20 protein-coding genes are annotated in these 22,883 nt (G+C 59.4%); 17 read left to right on the forward strand and 3 right to left on the reverse strand.

Translation table 11 applies throughout. From position 1 onward, the window contains the following. Window positions 1-188: 188 nt before the first annotated feature. Both IH881_08385 and IH881_08390 read right to left on the reverse strand, forming a co-directional pair. Window positions 189-938: a prolipoprotein diacylglyceryl transferase gene (locus IH881_08385; GenBank protein MCH7867704.1), complete on the reverse strand. Its 750-nt coding sequence runs from the start codon at window positions 936-938 to the stop codon at window positions 189-191. Window positions 939-996: 58 nt separating this feature from the next. Next, window positions 997-2,598 carry a PAS domain-containing protein gene (locus IH881_08390; protein MCH7867705.1) on the reverse strand — a complete coding sequence of 534 codons (1,602 nt, stop codon included), beginning with the start codon at window positions 2,596-2,598 and terminating at the stop codon, window positions 997-999. A gap of 325 nt (window positions 2,599-2,923) precedes the next feature. Here IH881_08390 and IH881_08395 point away from each other — a divergent pair, with 325 nt between their 5' ends. The 7 genes from IH881_08395 (at window position 2,924) to IH881_08425 (ending at window position 9,045) form a co-directional block, all read left to right on the forward strand. Beyond that, a complete protein-coding gene (locus IH881_08395) occupies window positions 2,924-3,889 on the forward strand; it encodes an alpha/beta hydrolase (protein ID MCH7867706.1) in 966 nt (321 codons plus the stop codon). After that, the gene (moaC, locus tag IH881_08400) at window positions 3,879-4,439 is read left to right on the forward strand and encodes a cyclic pyranopterin monophosphate synthase MoaC (protein ID MCH7867707.1); all 561 of its coding nucleotides are present in this window, start codon (window positions 3,879-3,881) and stop codon (window positions 4,437-4,439) included. Before IH881_08395 ends, moaC begins: the two co-directional genes overlap by 11 nt. Window positions 4,440-4,519: 80 nt before the next feature. Then, the gene (locus IH881_08405) at window positions 4,520-5,188 is read left to right on the forward strand and encodes a sigma-70 family RNA polymerase sigma factor (protein ID MCH7867708.1); all 669 of its coding nucleotides are present in this window, start codon (window positions 4,520-4,522) and stop codon (window positions 5,186-5,188) included. Further along, on the forward strand, window positions 5,185-6,315 hold the full coding sequence (locus tag IH881_08410; GenBank protein ID MCH7867709.1) for a zf-HC2 domain-containing protein: 1,131 nt from the start codon (window positions 5,185-5,187) through the stop codon (window positions 6,313-6,315). Before IH881_08405 ends, IH881_08410 begins: the two co-directional genes overlap by 4 nt. 47 nt (window positions 6,316-6,362) lie before the next feature. Then, entirely contained in the window at window positions 6,363-7,646 is a 1,284-nt protein-coding gene (locus tag IH881_08415) for a hypothetical protein (GenBank protein ID MCH7867710.1), read from the forward strand. A gap of 116 nt (window positions 7,647-7,762) precedes the next feature. Beyond that, the gene (radC, locus tag IH881_08420; protein MCH7867711.1) at window positions 7,763-8,563 is read left to right on the forward strand and encodes a DNA repair protein RadC; all 801 of its coding nucleotides are present in this window, start codon (window positions 7,763-7,765) and stop codon (window positions 8,561-8,563) included. 110 nt (window positions 8,564-8,673) lie between these two features. Further along, window positions 8,674-9,045: a TIGR02266 family protein gene (locus IH881_08425; GenBank protein ID MCH7867712.1), complete on the forward strand. Its 372-nt coding sequence runs from the start codon at window positions 8,674-8,676 to the stop codon at window positions 9,043-9,045. Between the two features lie 127 nt (window positions 9,046-9,172). Here IH881_08425 and IH881_08430 read toward each other — a convergent pair whose 3' ends face one another. Then, complete coding sequence (locus IH881_08430; protein ID MCH7867713.1) at window positions 9,173-9,628, reverse strand: single-stranded DNA-binding protein; 456 nt, start codon at window positions 9,626-9,628, stop codon at window positions 9,173-9,175. Between the two features lie 496 nt (window positions 9,629-10,124). On the opposite strand from IH881_08430, the gene IH881_08435 reads away from it, so the two are divergent. From IH881_08435 to IH881_08480, 10 genes are all read left to right on the forward strand, one after another. Then, window positions 10,125-12,602, forward strand: a complete 2,478-nt coding sequence (locus tag IH881_08435; GenBank protein MCH7867714.1) for a DNA translocase FtsK 4TM domain-containing protein — start codon at window positions 10,125-10,127, stop codon at window positions 12,600-12,602. 97 nt (window positions 12,603-12,699) lie between these two features. Beyond that, window positions 12,700-13,398, forward strand: coding sequence for an outer membrane lipoprotein carrier protein LolA (locus IH881_08440; protein ID MCH7867715.1), 699 nt, complete (start codon window positions 12,700-12,702; stop codon window positions 13,396-13,398). A gap of 927 nt (window positions 13,399-14,325) precedes the next feature. Beyond that, entirely contained in the window at window positions 14,326-16,119 is a 1,794-nt protein-coding gene (arc, locus tag IH881_08445) for a proteasome ATPase (GenBank protein MCH7867716.1), read from the forward strand. Window positions 16,120-16,192: 73 nt separating this feature from the next. Continuing rightward, a complete protein-coding gene (locus IH881_08450; protein ID MCH7867717.1) occupies window positions 16,193-17,677 on the forward strand; it encodes a proteasome accessory factor PafA2 in 1,485 nt (494 codons plus the stop codon). Window positions 17,678-17,811: 134 nt separating this feature from the next. Beyond that, entirely contained in the window at window positions 17,812-18,027 is a 216-nt protein-coding gene (locus IH881_08455; protein MCH7867718.1) for a ubiquitin-like protein Pup, read from the forward strand. Window positions 18,028-18,066: 39 nt separating this feature from the next. Continuing rightward, window positions 18,067-18,870 carry a proteasome subunit beta gene (gene prcB, locus IH881_08460; GenBank protein MCH7867719.1) on the forward strand — a complete coding sequence of 268 codons (804 nt, stop codon included), beginning with the start codon at window positions 18,067-18,069 and terminating at the stop codon, window positions 18,868-18,870. Then, complete coding sequence (gene prcA / locus IH881_08465) at window positions 18,867-19,565, forward strand: proteasome subunit alpha (GenBank protein MCH7867720.1); 699 nt, start codon at window positions 18,867-18,869, stop codon at window positions 19,563-19,565. Before prcB ends, prcA begins: the two co-directional genes overlap by 4 nt. A gap of 61 nt (window positions 19,566-19,626) precedes the next feature. Beyond that, window positions 19,627-21,033: a proteasome accessory factor PafA2 family protein gene (locus IH881_08470; GenBank protein MCH7867721.1), complete on the forward strand. Its 1,407-nt coding sequence runs from the start codon at window positions 19,627-19,629 to the stop codon at window positions 21,031-21,033. A 147-nt stretch (window positions 21,034-21,180) separates the two neighbouring features. Then, window positions 21,181-21,624: a hypothetical protein gene (locus tag IH881_08475; GenBank protein ID MCH7867722.1), complete on the forward strand. Its 444-nt coding sequence runs from the start codon at window positions 21,181-21,183 to the stop codon at window positions 21,622-21,624. Window positions 21,625-21,819: 195 nt separating this feature from the next. Continuing rightward, complete coding sequence (locus tag IH881_08480) at window positions 21,820-22,857, forward strand: rod shape-determining protein (GenBank protein ID MCH7867723.1); 1,038 nt, start codon at window positions 21,820-21,822, stop codon at window positions 22,855-22,857. Window positions 22,858-22,883: the final 26 nt, after the last annotated feature.

The following is a 22,883-nucleotide window of genomic DNA, read 5'->3' on the forward strand; positions in this document are numbered from 1 at the left end:
GCGGCCTAATCGACCTCTCCGCAATACCTGGCTAAAAACTCTCCCCCACCCAGCGCTCTCGCCGACGCCCAGCCCTTCCGCACTACCAAACCGCCCTTTTCCCTAACCGCCCAACGGGCAACCAAGCCAGGTAGAAGGAAACTCCCGAGCTTCATCCCCAAGCCCCCGCAACACGACCGCAACCGCCACTATCCCACCCGTGCATCCTGCCGGCGATAATAAATCCAGCTAGCGATCCCCGTGACGACCAGCCCAATGCCGATCCACTGGGGCTCTGTCAAACCGAGCGCAACTTCAGGGTTTGTGCGCAAGGCTTCGATGATGATGCGGCCAAATCCGTTGGCGGCCATGTACTCGCCAAACAAAAATGGACTCTTCTTTCGTCTCGAATACAGAAGTAGGGCAATGGGAAGCAGCCACGCGACTTCGTAGAGCTGGGTAGGGTGGACGGTTTCGAATACCGGCGGGGTTCCGTTGGGGAAGGCGATGGCCCAGGGTAGATTGCTTTCGATTCCGTAGTCGTCTCCAACCAGAAAGCAGCCGATGCGACCAAAGGATTGCCCGACTGCCGTAGCCACTGCGGAAGCTTCGAGCATTCGTCGCAGTTCGATTCGGTAGATGCGACACGCCACGGCCACCGACGCAATGGCTCCGAGCAGGCCGCCGTACCAGGTAATGCCCGCGCGCTGAAAGAAGTAACTGGACCAGGGGAGACCCTCGCGAAACGTCATGTCGGTCGCGAAGTAGAGCTTTGCGCCGAGCACGCCGCCAAGCATCACGAAGAGCAGCAGATTAGAGCCCAGTTCCGGGTCGATGCCCTTGTCGGGCAACTCGCGCGAAACCAGCCAATACGCCGCGAGGAAGCCCAACGCCATCATCACGCCGAAGCTGCTGATTGGGTAGTCGATACCGGGAATCGTAAAGAGAATTGGATACATACTGCGCGCGCAGCCTACGGGAACCAAAGCCTGCGGGCAATACGCCCAGGCAACGGGACTAGCGGTGTTTCAGGCTCACGAAAAATGCGGCGCCTTGTCCCGGCTCACTTTCGACCCATATCCGGCCCTTGTACGAAAGTGCAATTTTCTTCACGATTGCAAGACCGACCCCGGTTGAACGCGTGCCGTCGTCCCGAGAAATTGAATGGAAGGCATCAAAGATCCGTTCATGTTCCGAGGCGACGATGCCTCTCCCATTGTCTCGCACGACAATGATCCGCTGGCCCGAACGCTGCTGGATCTCAACTTCGATGCGGGGCGCTTCACAGGGGCCCATGTGCTGGATCGCATTGCCGATCAGATTGGAAAAGACCTGATAGAGCTGGGTCCGATCGCATTGAATCATCGGCGGGACGGCGGGCAGCCGCAGCTCGATCCCCTGTTCTTCGAGTCGAGGCTTTACCTCCGCCTGAATCTGGCGCAGCACGTTGAGTGGATCCGCGGCCTCGCTGGCACTGCTGGACTTCGTCCTCGTGGAAAGTTCGAGCAGATCCCGGGTCAAGTCGTTCATGTTGCAACCGGCCTGCTCGATGCGGTCCAGAAATCTTCTTCCGGTTTCGCCGAGTATTTCGCCGTAGTCGATCTTCATCAGGCGAGTAAAGCCGAGCAGCGAAACCAAAGGAGACCGGAGATCGTGGGACACCGAGTGGACGTACGTTTCGAGCGAAGCGATTTTCTGCCTTAGCTGTTCGCCGATGTTCTGTTCAGTCGTGGTGTCGCGCAGTTGCAGGATGCGACCCGCGTAGGTGCCGTCGGGCAGATCAAGGCTACGGCTCGTGACTTCGATGAAGCGAAGGGCTTGTCCCGTAGGTTCGAACTCAATGACGCTTCGGTTGATCTGGCCCGGCTGGGCGTCACGCGGAGCGTTTGCCTCGACGATGGAAGAACTCGGAAGGTAGAGACTCACGGGAGTGTCGATCAATTCATCCGATGTTCGTCCGAGCACGCTGACTGCACCGGCATTGGCATAGGTGATGAAGCCAGCCGTGTCGATCGTGAGCGTCGCTTCGGGCAATCGATCGAGCACATCCTTGTAGAACCCACTCGGATTCGAGGGTGCCGAACCCCTGGCCTCCAGCTTTGGCGCCGGGCGAAGGATCGTCACATAAAGACGATTGATGTGCGGCAGTCCCTTCTGCTCGCTATTGGCGAGGGTGTCTACACCAAAGGCGTGGATCTCGAGCGCGGTACACCCGGTCCCGATGCAGTCAGAAGAGTCAGTCGAGGCGCGACTGTCGGCCCAGTGCGGCTCGATTCGGTAATGGCACACGCTCTCGCGGTGTGCGAGCTGCTCGAGGATGTTGGCGATCTGGGGTTGGAGGTAGGGCGCAGCGAGATCACGTCGCAGGTTCTCGGGTCCCAGGGATCGAGAGACATCGTTCAACCCCCGGAGGTAACTCTCGCAGACACTCGCGAGCGCGAGTCCCGCAGAACTACCGGGGCCGCCGAGCGCTTGTTCCAAATCACGGCTGGCCCAGAGTACGACGCCGTCGGGATCGGTCACGACAACCGATTGATGAAGGCTCGCGAGTCCATCCAGCAATTCGCTGGCGGGGATGCCGTCTATGAGACCGAGGATGGGCGGGAGGTCAGCGCTCATGAGTACCTGAGTGGAGAGCAGAGGAAACCACTAGCGATGCCCATCGTATCAGAGCGAGAGACGCATGGGCAATCAAACATCGTATTCGCTTCACCAACTTCCGAATTCCGTCCAACGCTCGCAGACAACCTCTTTTTGTATCTGTTTTACTTCTTCGGCATTGTCGCGGGACCATAGGGTTTCCGATTACCGCCCTTTTTGTTCCATAGACGATTCGGCTTGGCGCGTCAGGGTTGGTATGCTCGCAAAATCGAGCGAGTGCAGAACGGGCGGCGGGGGGCCGCAATTTCGCATCGCAGTCGACATAGCGGATCGGGGATGTCAGGTGGAATCACACGCGGCCGCTGGCCAAGCCGCTTCTGCTGGCCCGCCCGACCCATGGCGCGCAAACGCCGTGCGACGCATCGAATCTCGCTTCCGGGGTCATGCCGGGATGCCGCTGTTTCGCCGTTCATGGCTGCCCAACAAAGCGGTTCGGAGCGTAATCCTGGTGCATGGATTGGGAGAACACAGCGGTCGCTACGACCACATGGGCGCTTGGTTCGCCCAGCGCGACACGGCAGTCCACGGATTTGATCTGCGCGGCCATGGCCGCTCAGCCGGACGGCGCGGTCACATCGACGGCATCGCGGACTACCTGAACGATCTCGAAATCTTTTTGGAACTGGTTCTCGAGGAGTCGGGCGGTCTGCCTGTGACGCTGGTGGGACACAGCCTGGGGGGGCTCATCGTGACCACCTATGCGGTCGAGCGCAGTCCGCGGGTGCAGAGCGTGGTCACCTCCGGCGCCGCTCTAGAACTGTCCTCGGAATTGTCGCGCGGCAAGATCTTGTTGGCCCGTCTGCTCTACAAAGTGGCTCCGCGCCTGGGTGTAAACGCCGGAATCGATCCCCGCGCCATTTGCTCGGATCCAGACGTCGTCAGACGCTATATCGACGATCCGTTGGTACACGGCATCTCCACGACTTCCCATGCGGTCGCGATCATCAATCAGATCGAGCGACTGCGCGGCGCAGGTGCGCGGGTCGAAGTTCCCATGTTTCTGGCCCACGGCGAAGCCGATAGACTCTGTCTCCCAAGCGGCAGCCAAGCGTTTTACCAGACCCTGCCGGGATCGATCGAAGGCTCGAAAGCACCTCGCGCGGAACTGCGGATCTATCCGAGAAATTTTCACGAAATCTTCAACGACGTGGACCGGGAAACGGTCTTTGCCGACGTGCTGGACTGGATCCAGCGATGCGAAAAGGATGCGCACACCGGAAGCGGCCGGGAGCGACACGATGTCCACTAGATCGAACCACAAGTCAACCAATGACTCGAATGGCGAATCGTCGGGTGAGCTGACCCATGTCGACGCCATGGGTCACGTCCGAATGGTGAACATCGGAGAGAAGGAGATCACCCACCGGGTTTGTATCGCCCGCTGCGAAGTGCAGATGGCCCCGGCGACCCTGGCCAAGATCGCCGATGGCTCGGTGCCCAAGGGGGACGTTCTCGCAACCGCACGACTGGCCGGCATTCAGGCGGCAAAACGAACCGGCGAATGGATTCCCCTTGCGCATCCGCTGCCGCTAGATTCTGTGGAGGTTTCGCTGACTCCAAACCTCGACGGTACAGCGCTCCTGATCGAAGCGCGTGCCGAGACCCATTGGCGCACCGGCGTAGAGATGGAGGCAATGGTCGCCGCAAGTGCCGCTGGGCTAACGGTCTATGACATGTGCAAGGCGATCGATCGAAACATCAGCCTGCAGTCCCTGCGCTTGATTCACAAAAGTGGTGGCAAGAGCGGGACCTGGACTCGACCCGGCGAAAGCGAACCGAAAACTGGAAAAATCGCGTGAAATCAGAAAAGTCACTGACTCTCAATGCCCCTGTGGAACCAGAAGACTCCGAACGGTTTCTGTCTGAGAAGAGGCAGTCGATGATCTATGAAATCGTAGAAAGGGGGCCCGCCGCCCAGGCAAGCATGGGGCTGAGTAGCGAGGCGGGATCGCGCATGGTCATTGATGACCCGGACCGCGAGTTGGTGCTGCGCTGGCAGGGCGGGGACGAGAGCGCGTTCGAGGTTCTCGTCGAACGTCATCAGCGTCGCGTGTTTCGCCTGCTCATGCGCATGATGGGCACGCGAGAAGAAGCAGAAGACGTTTCTCAGGAGACCTTCTTAAGTCTGCATCGGCATGGCAAGCGTTTTCGCAGCGAAGCGAGATTTTCAACCTTCGTCTACCGCGTCGCGGCCAACGCGGCGCTCAATCGTCGACGCACATTGGGTCGCGCTCGAGCACGAATCGATCGCTTGGCCGTGCGCCAAGCCGGTGGAGACAACCTTCCCTATTCCCCGCGCGATCCAGAGGATGCAGCACTTGGCAACGAGCTCTCTGCGCGCGTTCGTACTGCTCTGCAACATCTCACTCCTTCCTTGCGGATGCCCGTCGTGCTGTACGACATAGAGGGTCTCGCATACGGCGAAATCGCAGAAATTCTCGGCGTCGCCGAGGGCACCATCAAGTCGAGAATCCACCGAGCTCGCAAGGCGCTTCGCGAAGAGCTTCGAAGCGCACTCGGGAAAAGCGGCGAGGTCAATTCCCAGTGAATCACTCCGGCATCCAAGCGCGAATGGCCGACTATCTCGACGGCGAACTCTCGCTCGACTCGCGAGCGTTGTTCGACGCTCATCTCGATCAGTGTGAACCATGCAGTCATGAACTCGCCGAAATTCGCGACACGATCCGCTTGCTGCGAACACTCCCCAACCCAGAGCCGCCCGTGGACCTGGTGAGCAACGTGATGCAGCGCATCGCCGACGGGGAAGGGCAATCGGATTGGTTGGGTCGTGTGCTGGATCGGTTGTCGCGGTGGGTCGTGCCCAATATTGCGATTCCCGTGACGGCGGTCGCCGCGGCGCTGATCCTTACCGTGATCACCGGGGATCTGAACCTCGGGACGTTGGATTTTCGCCGGGCGTCGACCGGCCCCGCCCTTGCGTCAAATCCCCGGACCGTCACACCCGATGTCCCCCAGAACCAGGCGTCGCCCAGCGCCCTGCCCCTCGCGCCGGGCAGTCGGCAGCCCCGAGTGCTTGCTGCGGATCAGGTCCAACTCGCCGAGACACTTCCGCGGTTGCGGCTCGACTCCGAGACTGGCGCCGGCCCGTTCCTATTCCGAGTCGCCATCGATCAACGCGGCCCGATTCAGCTCCGACCGGGACAAGGCGATGCTGCCGGTAATATGTTTCGTGTCAGCAACCCAACGGTGGCGGGTCCGTTTCGCCAAGCTTTCGCGGCACCTTCATTCACGGTGACCCCTGGCGGTTTCGGACTCGGCACGACGGTGGCGCGGCAGAATTTCGGCTCGGGACGCGATCGCGGTATCACGCCGGTTGCCGTTTCGCGCATCACACCTGTTCCCAGCGGCGGTGAGGAAGGCCTTTCACTGGAAGGGCGCAGGCTTCGAGAGTTGGACGCACGGCTCCGAATGCTCCAGGAAGACCCACCAGGTTTCGCTCATCAGATGGCGACGGTCAGTGTGGCGGAACAGGAAATCTGGCTACGTGAGCTGGCGGCCCGCGCTGAAGAGATCGGCGATGTCGAGCGCGTGATGAGTGCACTCCAAGGCAGTGGTGACGAAGAAGCGTTGCGGCTCGCCCGGGACTTCGAGTTGGCGGTCAAGCGAAATCGCGAAAGCTGGGCTGCCGCCGAGGCACCAGCGATTTCGGATTGAGAACGCGCCGCCGTCGCTGTTCCATTGTCTTAGCATCCACACCCATCGTGAAGTGGCGCCGAACGAACGTCCGCAGCGCGGTTGTTTTGTTCCTGTGTCTGGTGTTTCCGTGTCTGGCATCGAGCGGATCTGCCCAGAACGACGCACTGGAAGCGGAGATGCACGAGCCTGAGGTCCCCGAGGTCATAGACATGGCCCCCGACCAGGCGGTGGGTTGGAGTCTTCGCAACGTCGCTGCACCGATGGGCGCAATTTTTCAAGGTGGTTTCGATTACTGGTACGCAGAGAGAACGATCGAAATCGACACGACTCCTTCCGGTGGTTTTGTCGATCTGTTCTATGTCCGCCGCAACTTTCAAAAACGCTTCGAACAAGCTCAGGCGCCCGTCACAATATTGTTACCTCCGCGTATCAAGGCAGGACCCCGCGACGCCCTGATCGTTCGGGCGTTTCGGGAGGGGTATAGACAACAGAGCGTGACGATCCCCGTGAAGTCGCGTCAAACCGAGTTGGTGATCAATTTGGAGCCGCTCCCGAACACCCTCGAGGCGGTGGCTCATCGCTATTTTGGTGGCCGCTCGACCCTGGTCTTCCTCACGACCGAGTCTCCGACGTTTCGCGTACAGGAAAAACCGGACGGATTTGGCCTGATTCTCAGCGAGACCGCGAAGACCGCCGAGGCCGCTGCGTCGATCGAGGGCGTGACGAGTCCCATGATTGCCAGTGCGGTGGCCCAGCAGATTGGCGAAGACCTGGTCATCAGCGCGAAGTTTGCCGACGGTCAGAAGATTGAATTGCGATCGCGGCTTTCTCATGACGCGGCCCGTGGGCTCTACGAATTCAGTCTCGATCTGCGGCCCGCTGCGGGCCTCGCGGACGCTGTCGCAGCCGCACAGGAAGCGCTCCGCCGTTTGAAACCCGAGCACGTATCGAACTGCAATTTGACCTTCGATCGCAGATTGCATTCGCTACTCGAGATTGGGGCACTCACGCGAGCATTGGCGCCGAGGGGCGCGTTCACCGACCCCTACGTGCGCGCCGCCATGCGCCGCCTCGGCGAAGTTTCACCCCACGATGGCGCCGTGCATTTTGCCGCTGGCGCCGCCTATCGGCCCGAGGTGCCGATCGAACTCGAGGCTGCGTTGAGCCAGGCGGCGGAGGCCAGCGGGTTCCTCGCGTTGCTGCGGCAGTTCGTGGTTGAACTCGAGACTTCGCAGCATCGTCGCGAGACCTTCCGCAGCCTGGTGGCCCCGGAATTGGATCCGATGAGCTTTGACGTCATCATGGACAAGGCGGAAGCAAGCGAGCGCGACTGCGCGGCCACACTCTGACATCACCTGATCATGACCGAGTGCGCGACTCTCGACTCCTCGATTGAGCTCGACCGATGCAAACACGGTTGGAGCCGCTAACCTAACCGCGCGCCCGGTCCCGCGGAGCCATCTGCATGACCGTGTTCGCCGACCTTCCGACCGATTGCCCCAGCGACTCGCCCGAAACTTCGAACGTACTCGAGTCCGCTCGCGATCTTTCCCATAATTACCGCCACGACCTTCCCCGCGAGCGTTTGCGTGCGCTGGGTGCCGAGGCGCTTGCCGATGCCGAGCTCGTTGCCCTCTTCCTGCGAACCGGGGGTGCCGGCAGAGATGCCCTCTCGCTCGCACGCTCGTTGCTCGCACGCTCTCGAGGATTGGCCGGCCTTACTCGCGTAACGTCCGCCACGAGTCGTGATTTATCGGGACTCGGCCCGGCCAAGCTCGCGAGTCTCGCAGCCGCAATTGAGTTGGGCCGGCGACTCCACGGGCGACGACTGGCCCCCGGCGAGCGCATGGGTGGGCCCGAAGAAATCTACCGTCATTTTCATCCTCGCCTGCGCGACTGCGAGCACGAACTCTTCATCGTGATCTTGTTGGATAGTCGACACCGGATGCTGCGTGAGGAGAAAATTTCGCAAGGCACCCTTACCGCCAGCCTGGTGCACCCGCGCGAAGTGTTTCGCTCGGCGGTCCGCGACTCTGCGGCGGCAATGGTGCTGGTACACAACCACCCGAGCGGTGATCCGACGCCGAGCGCTGAAGACCGCGAGGTGACCCAGCGCCTAGCCAAAGCGGGGCGCATCATGGGTATTCGGATCCTGGACCACGTGGTGGTGGCCGAACGGGGTTACTTCAGCTTCTGCGAGGCCGGCGAACTTGCAAAGTCCCCCAGGGGCACCGGACTGGCACCAAGTTTTGACACTGAAAACTAATGACCCTCGCATGCTTAGTCGAAGAATGTTTCTGAGGACTTGTCTCGAACGGCCGCGAGTGGCTCCGAAACACGAGCGGTCAGTAGTAGTGGGCAGGAAGGGCAACAGCGATGTCGAAAGTGAGTATTGAAGATGCCGAGATGGATGACAGCGAGCGCCGGCGCTCCGGTCGTTCAGATCTACTTGTTCGCGTCGAGTATTCCACGGTCGATGAGATTTTTTCGGAGTTCACTCGGGACATCAACGAAGGCGGGCTCTTCATCGAAACCGAAAAGCCGCGTCCGACCGGGACCGAGGTTTCGCTTCGCTTCAACCTCCCGGGGAACGTAGCGCCGATGCAGACCGTCGGTCGTGTGGTCTGGGTGCGAAGCGCGACCGATCAGGAACCGGCGGGAATGGGAATCGAGTTCGACGAGTTGACGGACGAGGATCGCGACCGCATCAACGGCATGGTTCGGTCCCTGCGAAACGGCCCGAGCTAATCTACCCCGCTCTAGCAGCCCGTTGAAATATCCCAAAGAAAAGCCCCGACCGGGATTCCCCAGGTCAGGGCTCGTCGAATGACTGACGGGCTACCCCGTAGAGATGCCTGTATCTCCGTTCAGATCACTAGAATGGAATGCCGCCATCGTCTGGAGGCGGGCCGCCGGAGCTATTGCCGGCATCGTCGCCCCTCGCTCCTCCACCGGGTCCGCCACTGGTTCCCCCCGCAGTACCTCCGCCGCTATCGCCTCGCGGACCGCCCAGGAACTGAACCGTGGTCGCGTTGATTTCGGTGGTTTGACGCTTCACGCCTTCTTTGTCTTCCCATTCCCGCGTCTGGAGCCGGCCCTCGATATAGACCGTGCGTCCCTTGGACAAGTACTGGGCGCACAGTTCTGCCGTCTTGGCCCAGGCCACGATGCGATGCCATTCGGTTTTATCGACGCGTTCGCCATTCTTGTCCGTCCAGGTTTCGCTGGTGGCCAGTGAAAAGTTGACGACCGCCTGACCGTTCTGCGTGTAGCGTAGTTCCGGGTCGCGCCCGAGATTGCCAATGAGAATTACTTTGTTGACACCTGCCATGTTGATCTCCGTCGGGACGTTCTGGGGGGAAATGTTGCGACCATGATTCCGTCCGAAACCTCGCACGTCAAGAGATTTGGACGGACGATTTCGAGAGCATTCGGCGGCGGGCGGGTCCGAAATCGTTGTGAATCGCAGTACGCTGTTTTGCGGTCGAGTGCCAATCGCGAGACCGATCGCCGCAAGCCGAGCCTCCACCTTGGAGCTGGGTAGTGCGGTTCGATCCTCCGGGGGCGAGCAGGTGGTGTAGATCGGCTTTGGCAGGCTGCTCAATTCTCTGCCTCTCAATTTCGCTTCGCGATGGCGTTCTCATCCCTGTCCGATTAACCTCTGGACGTAGTTTCCTTTCCGGGGGGTGAGGGATCCATGGTCTTCCAATACTTCGGCTCTTTGAAGCCGCTGAAGCCGACAAAGCCGACAAAACCCGTTCGTTTGGCGACAAGACCCAGCCTCCTCGGCGCGGGCGGCGCCCCAGCGCGGATCCTGGTGAACGGCCATGGCTAGGGCGCGATCCAAAAAGAAGGCTGCGGCCGGCGCAAGTACGTATGTCGCGCGAGTCACCAGTGAGGCGGCTGGCCTGGTGCTGGTGGGTTTTGGTTTGGTCGCTGCGTTGGCGCTCGGTACGTATTCTCCCGCCGATCCGATTTTTGCAATCGGCGAAGTGCACAATCGCATTGGGCCCCTGGGGGCCATGATCGCCGGATCGTTGATCGGCCTGCTCGGCTACGGGGCGGGTATTGTGGTGGCTGCCGCCGCCTGGCTCGGCGGCCGGCTCCTGCTCGGGCACGGGATCCCAGAGGCGCGATCGCGTTTCTGGCCCAGCGGGATCCTGTTGTTGCTCGGCGCAACGACGCTTCCGTTGATCCTCCATCACCTGGCACCGGGGCGACTCGGGGCGCCGCTGGCCGGTCGCTTCGGCGAATTCCTGGTGTCCGGCGAAGAGATCTTGCTGGGAGAATGGGGTGCACTGCTGATCAGTTCCCTGATCCTGGTGCTCGGCGTACTGGGGTTGTTCGGAATTTCCGCGGGTAGGGCGCTGGCGGCCACGGCAACGGGATCCGCGTACGCCGGGCGCTATGCGGCCGACGCACTCGTTATATCGGCTGTGGCGGTCAAGCGCGTGCTGGAACCGATCGGAGCCGGGCTGGCGGGTTTTGCGAATTCGTTGGGTGAGCGCGTGAGTCGCCTGTCTCTGCGCGATGCGAGGCGCAACCGGCGCCGGGTCGATGCGGACGGGGACCCGCAGTGGGCGACGGACGAGGAAGCCGACGAAGCGAGCGAGTCAGAGTGGGAAGACGACGAGGAGGAAGAGGAAGGCGACTGGGAGTACGAGGACGAAGAGGAGGAAGAAGACGCAGAACAAGCCCCGTCCCGCAACCGTAAAGCGTCCGAAGCTCCCTTCATTGTCGACCACGATCGCGAACGGGAAGTAAACAAGAAGCCGAGCCAGGAAGCCTTCGAATTCAACGAAGACGGTCCCCACGGTCCGTATCAACATCCAGACATTTCGATCTTTCATCGCCCGACCAAGATCGATTTGCAATTCGACCGCGACAGCCTGTTGATGAACTCGCGCATCCTCGAAAAGAAGCTGCTGGACTTTGGGGTCGAGGGACGGGTGGTTCGGGTGCATCCGGGCCCTGTGATCACGATGTACGAGTACGAACCCGGGCCGGGGGTCAAGGTCAACCGGATCGTCAATTTGACCGACGATCTCGCGATGGCGTTGCGGGCAATTTCAATCCGAATCATTGCGCCGCTACCGGGCAAGTCCGTGGTGGGGATCGAGATTCCCAATGCCGAACGCGAAACCGTGTATCTCCACCTGCTGCTCGATTCGGAAGCGTTTCGCAACAGCAAGTCTCCGCTCGAAGTCGCGATGGGGCACGACATCTTTGGCAACCCCGTCACCTCGGACCTTGCGCGCATGCCGCATCTTCTGGTCGCGGGTGCGACCGGCACCGGGAAGAGCGTGTTTCTCAACGCCTTCCTGTGTTCGCTTCTGTGTCGGGCACGTCCCGATGAACTCAAACTTCTGCTCATCGATCCCAAGCTGCTCGAGCTGTCGGTCTACGAAGGGATTCCACATCTGATTGCCGACGTGGTCACGAGCCCCAAACGGGCCGCTGCGGCCCTTCAGGCGATCGTGCGCAAGATGGAAGACCGCTACCAACGCATGAGCGCGCTGCGAGTTCGCAATATCGTCCAGTTCAACGACAAGGTCGAAAGCGAGCTTGCCGCCGGCAATGAGACCTATCGCTTGCGAGCCAAGCCCGGCGAAGACGAAGGCGAAGAAGTCCGCTTCGAAAAGCTTCCGTACATCGTCGTGGTGATCGACGAACTCGCCGATCTCATGGTGATGGCGGCCAAAGACGTTGAAGAGTCCCTGCAGCGCCTCGCCCAGATGGCACGGGCCGCAGGTATTCATCTAGTCCTCGCGACCCAGCGGCCGAGCGTCGACGTCCTGACCGGTGTCATCAAAGCCAATTTCCCCTCGCGGGTTTCGTTCCAGGTCTCCTCGGGGATCGATTCGAGAACGGTGCTCGATCAAAAGGGCGCGGAGAATCTTCTCGGCAATGGCGACATGCTCTTCATTCCGCCGGGTACATCGGTGGTGCGGCGCCTCCACGGTGCCTTCATCACCGAAAAAGAAGTCAATGAGCTGGTTGCCCACCTGCGCGACCAGGGGAAGCCCGTGTTTGATCAAGATCTAGTCAACATCCAATTTGAAACCGAATCTACAGATCGTTCGTCTAACGAAGATGTCGATGAAATGTTCGATCAAGCGGTCGCAATCGTGGTTGAGACTCGCAATGCCTCCATTTCCTACATCCAGCGGCGCCTCAAGGTCGGTTACAACCGAGCTGCGCGCATCATTGAAGAAATGGAGAACCAGGGGATGGTGGGTCCTCAGGTGGGAACGCGCTCCCGCGATGTATTTCTCCCCAGCGCCGATGCCGATCAATACGAATAAAAACCTCGCGCCGAGATCAACGCGGCTGCCATCGTGTTCCCGTTCTTGCGGGATACGGTCACTGCTGTCGGTGGTCGTAGCCGTTGCAGGTGTGTTCGTGCTGAGTTCTGTCGGATCGGGGTCGGAACTCGGAAACGATGAAACGCCGTCGCGGGCTGGCTCTGCTGTGAAGCCGGTCGGAACCGAACCCTGCGCAGAACGGCTCGCGGCGGTCATTCAGGCCCACTACGAGTCCGTTGACGATTTCTCGGCGAACTTCCGACAGCGGACCCAGTCCGTCATGCTGGGCAAAGCGAGCCTCGGAGCGGATGCGCCGAGTACCGGCTTCGTTCAGTTCGCCAAGCCGGGCAAGATGCGTTGGCGCTACGAAACACCGGCAAAGAGCCTGGTGATCAGCGACGGCAAGATCCTTTGGATCTACGATCCCGAAGCCCGAGAGGCCCAGCGTCTACCGGTCACCGAGGGCTATTTGACCGGCGCGGTGCTCGAATTCTTGTTGGGGGAGGGCAAGATCCTCGACGAGTTCGAAGTCGAGGTTTCGTCTTGTGTTCCGGACGCCCAGGATGCGCTGGAACTCACACTGATTCCGAAAGAGCGCGCGAGCTACGAGTCCCTTGGACTGCGGGCCCACCGCTTGACTGGCGAAATACTGGCCACCAGCCTGGTCGACCTGTTCGGCAACCGAACCGTCATTTCGTTTTCCGACACCCGAATCAATCTGCATCCGGATGCCTCGACCTTCCGCTTTGAAATTCCCAGCAATGTTCAGGTCATAGACCTGGTCCCTGCGCCTTGAACCCAGTCGACGGGGTCCTCAGCTGTGCAGAATTTGTCGCAGTAGCTCGAGAGCGACACGCGGGGTGCACTGACTTGCCTTGAGTGGGCGAAATGGGTTCGCCACCGTACAAGCTGCGATGAAAATTGCAGTGCAGCTTGAACGCAATGAACTGAGCGTTGATGATTCGACGCTCTCAGACAGAATTTCGCCGGTTCCCATGTGGAGCTGCAATAATTTGCGGCGGGAGTTGCAGACTTCTCGCGCGTTTTGTGGGGTGACAACGGAATGCGTGGTCGAGGGGGATGCGTGGAGCAGCGTACGTTTCCGATGAGCGTTTTGGTGAGGGGTCGTACGCCGATCGCACGATATGGAACGGGAGTTCTCTTCTATAACGGCAGTTTAGCACGAACTTTGCTGCTTCACTTTGGTTGGCAGCCGGGAGATCGTGTTGATAAGATCTAAACTTGCAAAACTTGCAAAACCTTCGGAATATCGTGGCGTTTGGTGACAACGACGCAACGGAGACCCGGGCGAGCGCGATTTGAGAGAACCCGCTCTGCGGCTGCGACATCCATCTGAGAGGAGTTGGGGTGTTCACAGTCGGACGCACAGTCTGTTCAGCAAGTTCGTTGCAACGAAACTTGCAATTGCGTGCATGAACACGCGAATATTCGAAGGCAGTTGTTCAGTAGCACCCCCCTGAACGTCCAATGCAGGAGGCAACAATGGGCAATGACGAGGCAACAAGCGTCCAGCGGCACGCCCTTTGCATTGGATCTCACCCAGCAGCTTGCCAACCACGCGTTAACCACGCAGTGACGACTACACAGATGTCGGCACTTACGGTTCGGGAACGCTGGACGAGGAGAGTGCTCAGTGAGCGATTATGATTCGGGATCAGGTTCTGGCTCAGGTTCAGGTCGAAAGGGCTTCGTTCGCGATGTAATGCGACGAATATCGCCCACGGGTTCGCGCTCTGGCGGCGACCCCAATTCGCCATTGGGTGGAGCCGAAGAACGCTCTTTCCAGAGTGAAGTCGAACAACTCCAGGATGCGATCCGCTTCTTCGGCAGCGACTCTCACGAGTTCCGACAGCGGCTCGATCGCGTTGTCTCCGATTATGAGTCTCTGCGACGGCGCTTCGACTCGTCGCGAGAGCAGATCCGCGAAGGCGAGACCCAGAACGAGAAGCTCGTCAACATGTTGCAGGAAGCCAAGCAACAGATTGAAGTGCTCAAGGAAGAGGTCGACAAACTCTGCGCACCGCCCAACACGTACGGTGTGTTTACGCGGCCGAACAAAGACGGAACCGCCGAAATCATCGTGGACGGGCGATCGATGCGCGTCAACGTTCACCCGAACCTCGATCCTTTCCAGCTCGAAGAAGGGCAGCTGGTTGTTCTGAACGAGGCGTTCAACGTCATCGAGCCGGCGGGCTATACCCAGCGCGGCGAGATTGCGTCTGTCGTAGAGGTGATTTCCGAGCATCGTTGTCTGGTAACGGGACACATGGATGACGAGCGCGTCGTCACCCTCGCCGAGCCACTCCGCAGCGAGAAGATCAACGTCGGCGATCACCTGATGATCGACACGCGGACCCAGTACGCCTTTGAAAAGATGCCGAAGTCTTCGGTCGAAGAGGTCATGCTGGAAGAGATTCCGGACGTTTCCTACGAAGAGATCGGTGGGCTCGGGGATCAGATCGAAGTCCTGCGCGACTCGGTGGAACTTCCTTACCTGTACCCCGAGATCTTTGCCGAGTTCGAGCTCAAGCCGCCGAAGGGGATCTTGCTCTACGGCCCGCCCGGTTGTGGCAAGACCATGATTGCGAAAGCGGTTGCCAACAGTCTTGCGCGCAAGATGGCGGAACGCACCGGTGAAACGACAACCGCCTACTTCCTCAACGTCAAGGGGCCGGAGCTGTTGAACAAGTACGTCGGCGAAACCGAAAGCAAGTTGCGCGAGGTCTTCAAGAAGGCCCGGGAAAAGGCGGCCGGTGCCAAGGTGCCCGTGGTGATCTTCTTTGATGAAATGGACTCGCTCTTCCGCATGCGGGGGTCGGGCATTTCCTCGGACATGGAAGCTACGGTTGTTGCCCAGTTCCTGTCGGAGATCGACGGCGTCGAGTCACTCGAGAACGTGATCGTGATCGGGGCGAGTAACCGCCAGGATCTGATCGACCCCGCCGTGTTGCGGCCAGGTCGCCTGGATCTCAAGGTCAAGGTGAGTCGCCCGGACGAAAAAGCCGCAAGGGAGATCTTCTCCAAGTACCTGACGGACAAACTGCCTATCGACCCGGAAGCGGTTGAAAAAGCGGATAGTGCTCAGGACGCTTGCGCCAAGATGATCGATGACCTGATCAAGAAGATGTACTCGACCGGCGACGATAATAAGTTCCTCGAAGTCACCTACGCCAAGGGCGAGCGCGAGATCTTCTACTTCAAGGACTTCAGCAGTGGTGCGATGATCCAGAACATTGTTGCCCGGGCCAAGCGCAAGGCAGTCAAGCGGGCGATCGCGGGCGAGGTCCACGGCATCACCGCCGACGACTTGATGCTCTCGGTTTCTGAAGAATTCAAGGAGAACGAAGATCTCCCGAACACCACCAACCCAGACGATTGGGCGCGAATTTCCGGTCGCAAGGGTGAGCGAATCATCAATGTCCGCACCTTGATTACTGGACTGGAACGCAAGGAGGCTACGATCGAGACCGTCCCAGGCTCAGGACAGTATCTCTGAGTCTGTGTTGCTCGTAGTAGGGATGTGCTGGTGAGAGAGCTTCATCTGCAAACCTTCGATCGGTGGATGAAGCATGGCAACGCAGACCGTCATGGGGACAGAAATCGAATACGGGATCACCGTCAAAAATGACCCCGATTTCGACCCGATCTCTAGCTGTGTCCTTCTGGTGAACGCCTACCGGGAGGACCCTGCTGGCGAGATTCTCTGGGACTACGACCAGGAAAACCCACTCGCTGATGCCCGGGGGTTCCAGGTCGACGGCGAAAAGTACACGCCCAACCAGCAAGAAAATATCGCCCGCAACAAGACCCTGATCAACGGCGCGCGCTACTACGTTGATCACGCCCATCCCGAGTATTCGAGTCCAGAAGTTACGAATGCCCGGGATCTCGTGATCCACGAAAAGGCCGGCGAGCGAGTGATCGAAGTGAGTCGCCGCGAGGCCAATTCGTTGTTGCCCGACGGCGCGAACATGCTCATCTACAAAAACAACAGCGATCGCAAGGGCAACAGCTACGGCTGCCACGAAAACTATTTGATGGACCGACAGACGCCTTTCAAGCGGATCGTCGAACATCTGATGCCGTTCTTCGTGACGCGACAGGTATACGCCGGGGCAGGCAAAGTAGGCAGCGAGAACCGATCCCAGCCCTGCGACTACCAGATATCACAACGTGCGGACTTCTTCGAGGTCGAGGTCGCCCTGGACACCATGGTCAAGCGGCCCATCATCAACACGCGTGATGAGCCCCATGCCGATCGTGAGAAATACCGAAGACTTCACGTGATCATGGGCGACTCGAACATGAACGAGTACACGATCTACCTGCGCAACGGCGTAACCGCTCTTGTGGTCTCGATGATCGAAGACGGTGCGGTGCCAGACGGGCTGATCTTGCGAGATCCGGTCCGGGCCATCAAGCAGGTATCCCACGATCCGAGCTGCAAGGTCGAACTGGCCATGGCAAACGGGAAAAAGATGACTGCCGTGCAGCTACAGTCCGAATATCTCGAGAGTGCGTTGCGATATACCACCGGTCGCACGATGGATCCGGTCGTCATGGACGTGCTCGAAAAGTGGCAGTACGTGCTAGAAGCTCTGGCACGTGATCCGATGGATCTCACACGTGAAATCGACTGGATCAGCAAAAAGGCGCTGATCGAGAGTTTCATGGAGCGAAAGAAACTCGATTGGCGAGACGCTCAGGTCCAAATGCTCGACCTGCAATATCATGATTCACGCCCAGAAAAAGGGCTGTATCACATGCTCGAGCGGCAAGGACGGGTCGAGCGCATTGTTACCGATGAAGAAATCGCCGCCGCGGTACACCAGCCACCCGAGGATACCCGGGCATATTTTCGCGGAGAGTGCCTGAGGCGCTACCCTACTGAAGTGTTTGGAGTGAATTGGGATTCGATCTCGTTCGGTGTCGAGGATCAGCCGGTGAAGCGGATCATGATGTCCGAGCCGCTAAAGGGAACGCGCGCCCACGTAGAAGAGCTCCTGGACAGTGCGGACAAAGCATCGGATTTGGTGCGAATGCTTCGTGCGTAGTTGGGAATAGTTGGGAATAGTTGGTGTAGTCGGGTACTGGAACTTCGATGAACGAACCACAAGCAAGGAACGGAAACATGGCTGTATTTATGACGAAGATCGGTGGCAACACGGCAAGCCGGCATCCCATCATCATGGCTGCGGAGAGTGGGCAGAAGCAGAAGAAGGGCGGCGGTGGCGGCGACGGCGATGGCGACGCTCCCGAGGCCAAGGGCGGCAGCAAGAAGATCGCCAAGAAGGGCAAGGATCTGAAAGAGGAAATGGATGCTCTGGTGGAGGATATCGATGCCGTGCTCGAAGAGAACGCCGAGGAGTTCGTAAAGAATTACGTCCAGCGCGGAGGGCAATAGCCGCCAGCGTTGGCTCACTCTGAAACCAGATAGGGGGGATTGGTGCTCATCAGAGGTACGTATCAAGGGTCGAGTTTTTGGGAGTATCTGCAGGCTGACCAGCCAGCGCTACTACCAGACTTTTCACCGTGGGACAGTTCTTCGGAAGCCAGTATTCCGCATGGGACGACCGTGTTGGCGTTCAAGTATGTGGACGGTGTCCTGGTTGCTGGCGACCGATTGGCGACCGAGGGACATCGCGTTGCTTCACGTGACGTCGAAAAAGTCTTTACGACCGACTCACATTCACTGATGGCAATTTCAGGTGCCGCGGGTCCGTGCATCGAGATGGGCAAGATTCTCTCGGTCGAGCTCGAACACTACGAGAAGATCGAGGGTGAGGCCCTGGAACTCGAGGGCAAGGCGAACAAGCTCGGCCAGATGATCCGCCAAAACCTTCCGGCAGCGATGCAGGGCCTGGTCGTGGTTCCGTTGTTTGCTGGATACGACTTGAGACGCAACGCCGGACGCCTCTGGAAGTACGACATTACCGGCGGGCGCTACGAAGAGACCGAGTTCGAGGCCACGGGCTCCGGCGGGCTGTACGCCAACGAATCTCTGAGGAAAAGTTGGCGCGCGGACCTGACCGCCGATGAGGCGATCGCCGTCACGGTAACGGCACTCACGGATGCCGCGGATCAAGACCGCGCGACCGGGGGCGTGGATCTCCAGCGAAGGATCTTTCCCATCATATGCCTGGCGACCGAGGAGCGCATTCGGCGCGTAGAAGATCATGAGATCGAGAGAATCTATCGCGCTCTGGTCGAAGAGCGGACGGTTGCCGCCGGAGGAAACAGCCGATGACAATGCCATTCTACGTATCACCTGAACAGGTGATGGCCGACAAGGCCGAATTTGCCCGCAAGGGGATCGCGCGGGGCAAGTCCATCGTGGCCCTCGAATACGACACCGGTGTGCTCCTGATCGCGGAGAATGCGACCAGCCTTTCGAAGGTTGGCGAAATCTACGACCGCATCGCCTTCGCGGGCGTTGGCAAGTTCAGCGAGTTCGACATGCTTCGGAAGATTGGCGTGCGTTTTGCCGATTCGCGCGGGTACGCCTACAGCCGGGAGGATGTTCGCGGCAAGGCGCTGGCCAACGCCTACTCCCAGGCGGTCGGCGAGGCATTCACCCGTGAGATGAAACCGCTCGAAGTCGAACTGATCGTGGCCGAAGTCGGAGACGACAGCCTGGTGGGACATGAACACAATTGTCTGTACCGCGTGAAGTTCGACGGCTTCATCAGCGATCACAAGGGATTTTGTGTGATCGGGGGTAACGTCGATGATGTCCAAAGCGTATTGGAAGGCGACTATCGGGAAGGCATGACCCAAGGGGAAGTCGTAAATTTGGGGCTGAAGGCCCTCACGCGTGGGGCCAGCGACAACAGCACCCTCGATGCGACCACCCTGGAAGTCTGTATCTTGGATCGAACCCGCACCGGGCGCAAGTTTACTCGCCTGTCGGCCGATATAGTACAGACTATGCTAGGCGAGTAGGTGAGCATTCGGCCCGCCTAGTTCGTCCAATGGCGAAATGAGTCGTCGGTAGCGAGAGCGAGTGCAGAAGCGAATCTACGGGATAGAAACGGAGTACGGAATCATCTTTACGCCGGAAGGGCGCAAGACCCTGCCGGTGGAAAAGGCGATCCGATTTCTATTCGAGAAGCTGATCACCACCGAGCATTTTCTAAACGTCTTCCTGGAAAATGGCGCGAGGTTCTACCAGGACACGGGATGCCATCCCGAGTACGCCACACCCGAATGTTCCTCTCCGAGACAGGTCGCGATGTACGACCGGGCGGGTGAGCGGATCCTCGAAGACCTCCAGAACTACGCCGAAGAAAAGATTCGCGAAGAGCGTATCCCGGGCAAGCTCTCGATCTTCAAGAACAATACGGACTTCGTCGGCAACAGCTATGGCTGCCACGAGAACTACCTCGTGGATCGAGATGTCGATTTCTACTATCTCGCCGAACAGTTGATCCCGTTCCTGGTGACCCGCCAGATCTTCACCGGGGCCGGCAAGGTATTTCAGACCCAGGACGGTGTGCACTACTGCGTGAGCCAGCGTGCGCAGCACATCTATCAGAAGATTTCGGGCACCACGACCAATGATCGCTCGATCATCAACACCCGGGACGAACCCCACGCGGATCGCGAAAAGTATCGCCGCCTGCACGTGATCGTGGGCGATTCGAACATGAGCGGGTACACGAACTTCTTGAAGGTCGCGACCTGCTCGATCGTCTTGCAGATGATCGAAGACAACTTCATCAACAAGGACTTCACGCTGCGCAACCCCGTGAAGGCCATCAAGGACATCACCTACGACGTCACCTGCAAGCGGAAACTTCGCCTCGACAACGGACGAGAATGTTCGCCCATCGACATCCAGCGCGAATACTGCGAGATGGCTCAGAAGTACTGTGAGCAGTACCCCGTCGACGACGAGCACAAAGACGCCGTAACGAAATGGCAGTATGTCCTCGATTGTCTGGCGGACGATCCGCGCAAGCTCGACCGCCAAGTCGACTGGGTGATCAAGCGACGCATGATCGAGGCCTATATCGACAAAACGGGATGTTCCTGGAACGATCCGAAGGTCTTCATGATGGATCTGCAGTACCACGACATCCAGCGCAAGCGGAGCCTGTACTATCTGCTCGAGCGCGCCGGTGCCGTCGAGCGGGAGTTTACCGACGAAGACGTCGAGAAGGCCAAGGATACGCCGCCTCCGGATACGCGCGCGCGCATGCGAGGTGAGTTCATCAAACTGGCCCGTGAGCATTCGATCCAGTACGACCTCGACTGGTCGAACATCAGGCTGGGCAACCTGCTCAACGTCAGGGTGATCTGCAACAACCCCTTCGAAAACGACATCGAGAAGGTAGCTGAGCTCGTGCGCACCATTCAGAAGACGAACCTGCGCAAGACCAGCCTTTCGAAACTCGTCATCCAGTCCTGACACGCCGGGACCTCCCGGGGCTTGATCTCCGACCCTGGGGGTGTTCGCGAAGAGGCGCTGTCGCGCTAACTTCAGCCCGCGCAGTCGCGTTAGCGTCACAGACCCGATCGACGCATCGGCTAGCGCCCGACAGGAGTGGCGACCCACATGGTCCGACCCGTGCTCGTACCCGACTCCGTACCAGCAGAACTGAACGCACCCGAATCCGGGGATGCTTCCGAATCGATCTCACCCGAGCCGCAATCCCCACAACCGGCCGGATCGAGCACGAATTCCGAAGCCCGAAAAAACAGCCGTGTGCTCGTTGTCGTATTGGCGATTGCGCTGTTGGCAACAGGGTTGGCCCTGGTCGAGCAATCCCGCAGGGCGGCGTTGCTGGAGAGTGAAATTGTGGTGCTCGAAGCCGAAGTTACAGCGGCAGCGTCCGCGGTAGAGGCCTATCAGATTCGCTTTGAGCAGGTGCGGGGTGAGGTGGGCGCCCTGGTGTCGAGAGTTGGGGCGCTGCGTAGTCTGGTGGAGCCTGACGTGGTTCCAGCGGGCTTGTCGGGCAGCGAAAGCGTTGTTGCCCCGGAACCCGCTTCCAGCGACTAGAACACCCACTCAAGAGCTCTCAACAAGATCGATCTTCTCGGATCTGACGGCTGTGTGACGGGCGGTCACGTTCGGATTCAAAAGATCCTTGTCCGACGCAGTTTTGCCTCAATCCCTGCGTGTCCATGTCCGATAGGCCTTTCAGAATGGTTACAGCTGCGCCCCCCAGCTCGTACTCTCACAAGGACGGCCCACATGTTTTTGGACACTATCGCCGGATGGTTCTCCCAAGACCTTGCGATTGATCTCGGTACTGCCAACACCCTGGTATATTGCCGAGGCAAAGGCCTGGTTTGCTCGGAGCCCAGCGTCGTCGCAATTGTCACGGATCGGCGAGGAGGCGAGCAAAAAGTTCGCGCGGTAGGTCATGAAGCGAAGGAGATGCTCGGCCGCACTCCAGGATCCATCAAAGCGATTCGACCCATCAAAGACGGAGTCATTGCCGACTTTGAAATTACCGAAGCGATGCTTCGCTATTTCATTCGACGGGCACACAACCGCGGCGCTCTGGTGCGACCGCGCATCGTGATCTGTGTTCCGCCCTGCATTACGAGCGTAGAAAAACGCGCGGTTCGCGAATCTGCACTGTCCGCGGGAGCGCGTGAGGTCTTCTTGATCGAAGAGCCCATGGCTGCGGCCATCGGCGCGGGGCTCGACGTCACCGCACCCCAGGGCAACATGGTGGTCGATATCGGCGGGGGCACCACAGACGTCGCCGTCATCTCGCTTTCGGGCATTGTCGCCTCGCGTTCAATTCGCGTAGGCGGCGACAAGATGGACGATGCGATCATCAACTACATCAAGCGCAAGTACAACATGTTGATCGGCGAGCAAACGGCTGAGCAGGTCAAGATCAATATTGGCGCGGCGGCCGCTCATTCGAAGTCTCTGACCCAAGAGGTCAAGGGACGAGATCTGATTGCCGGGATTCCCAAGGTGATCGTCGCCACCAGTGACGAAATTCGCGAGGCGTTGGTCGAACCGATTCACGCCATCGTCGAAACCGTGCACCTCACCCTGGAGAAGACGCCCCCGGAACTGGCGGCGGATATCGTCGATCGCGGCATCATGCTCGTGGGCGGTGGTTCCCTGCTGCGGGACCTCGACCAGGTATTGCGACAAGAGACCAAGCTGCCGATCCTGCGCAGTGAGGATCCCTACACGGCGGTCGTCCACGGTGCCGGCAAGGCACTGGAAAACCTCGACCTGCTGCGGGAAGTGTCGCTCCAGTAATCCAGTAACGAGGACTCGCGCGGGTC

This window comes from Myxococcales bacterium (genome assembly GCA_022563535.1).
GTDB lineage: Bacteria > Myxococcota_A > UBA9160 > UBA9160 > UBA4427 > DUBZ01.

What these genes read in the sequence shown, in the direction of transcription:
- moaC (MCH7867707.1), top strand. Translation starts at nt 3,879, where the DNA reads ATGTCCACTAGATCGAACCACAAGTCAACCAATGACTCGAATGGCGAA.
- radC (MCH7867711.1), top strand. Translation starts at nt 7,763, where the DNA reads ATGACCGTGTTCGCCGACCTTCCGACCGATTGCCCCAGCGACTCGCCC.
- IH881_08480 (MCH7867723.1), top strand. Translation starts at nt 21,820, where the DNA reads ATGTTTTTGGACACTATCGCCGGATGGTTCTCCCAAGACCTTGCGATT.
- IH881_08385 (MCH7867704.1), bottom strand. Translation starts at nt 938, where the DNA reads ATGTATCCAATTCTCTTTACGATTCCCGGTATCGACTACCCAATCAGC.
- IH881_08450 (MCH7867717.1), top strand. Translation starts at nt 16,193, where the DNA reads ATGGCAACGCAGACCGTCATGGGGACAGAAATCGAATACGGGATCACC.
- IH881_08435 (MCH7867714.1), top strand. Translation starts at nt 10,125, where the DNA reads ATGGCTAGGGCGCGATCCAAAAAGAAGGCTGCGGCCGGCGCAAGTACG.
- IH881_08425 (MCH7867712.1), top strand. Translation starts at nt 8,674, where the DNA reads ATGTCGAAAGTGAGTATTGAAGATGCCGAGATGGATGACAGCGAGCGC.
- prcA (MCH7867720.1), top strand. Translation starts at nt 18,867, where the DNA reads ATGACAATGCCATTCTACGTATCACCTGAACAGGTGATGGCCGACAAG.
- IH881_08430 (MCH7867713.1), bottom strand. Translation starts at nt 9,628, where the DNA reads ATGGCAGGTGTCAACAAAGTAATTCTCATTGGCAATCTCGGGCGCGAC.
- IH881_08475 (MCH7867722.1), top strand. Translation starts at nt 21,181, where the DNA reads ATGGTCCGACCCGTGCTCGTACCCGACTCCGTACCAGCAGAACTGAAC.
- arc (MCH7867716.1), top strand. Translation starts at nt 14,326, where the DNA reads ATGCGACGAATATCGCCCACGGGTTCGCGCTCTGGCGGCGACCCCAAT.
- IH881_08455 (MCH7867718.1), top strand. Translation starts at nt 17,812, where the DNA reads ATGGCTGCGGAGAGTGGGCAGAAGCAGAAGAAGGGCGGCGGTGGCGGC.
- IH881_08390 (MCH7867705.1), bottom strand. Translation starts at nt 2,598, where the DNA reads ATGAGCGCTGACCTCCCGCCCATCCTCGGTCTCATAGACGGCATCCCC.
- IH881_08405 (MCH7867708.1), top strand. Translation starts at nt 4,520, where the DNA reads ATGATCTATGAAATCGTAGAAAGGGGGCCCGCCGCCCAGGCAAGCATG.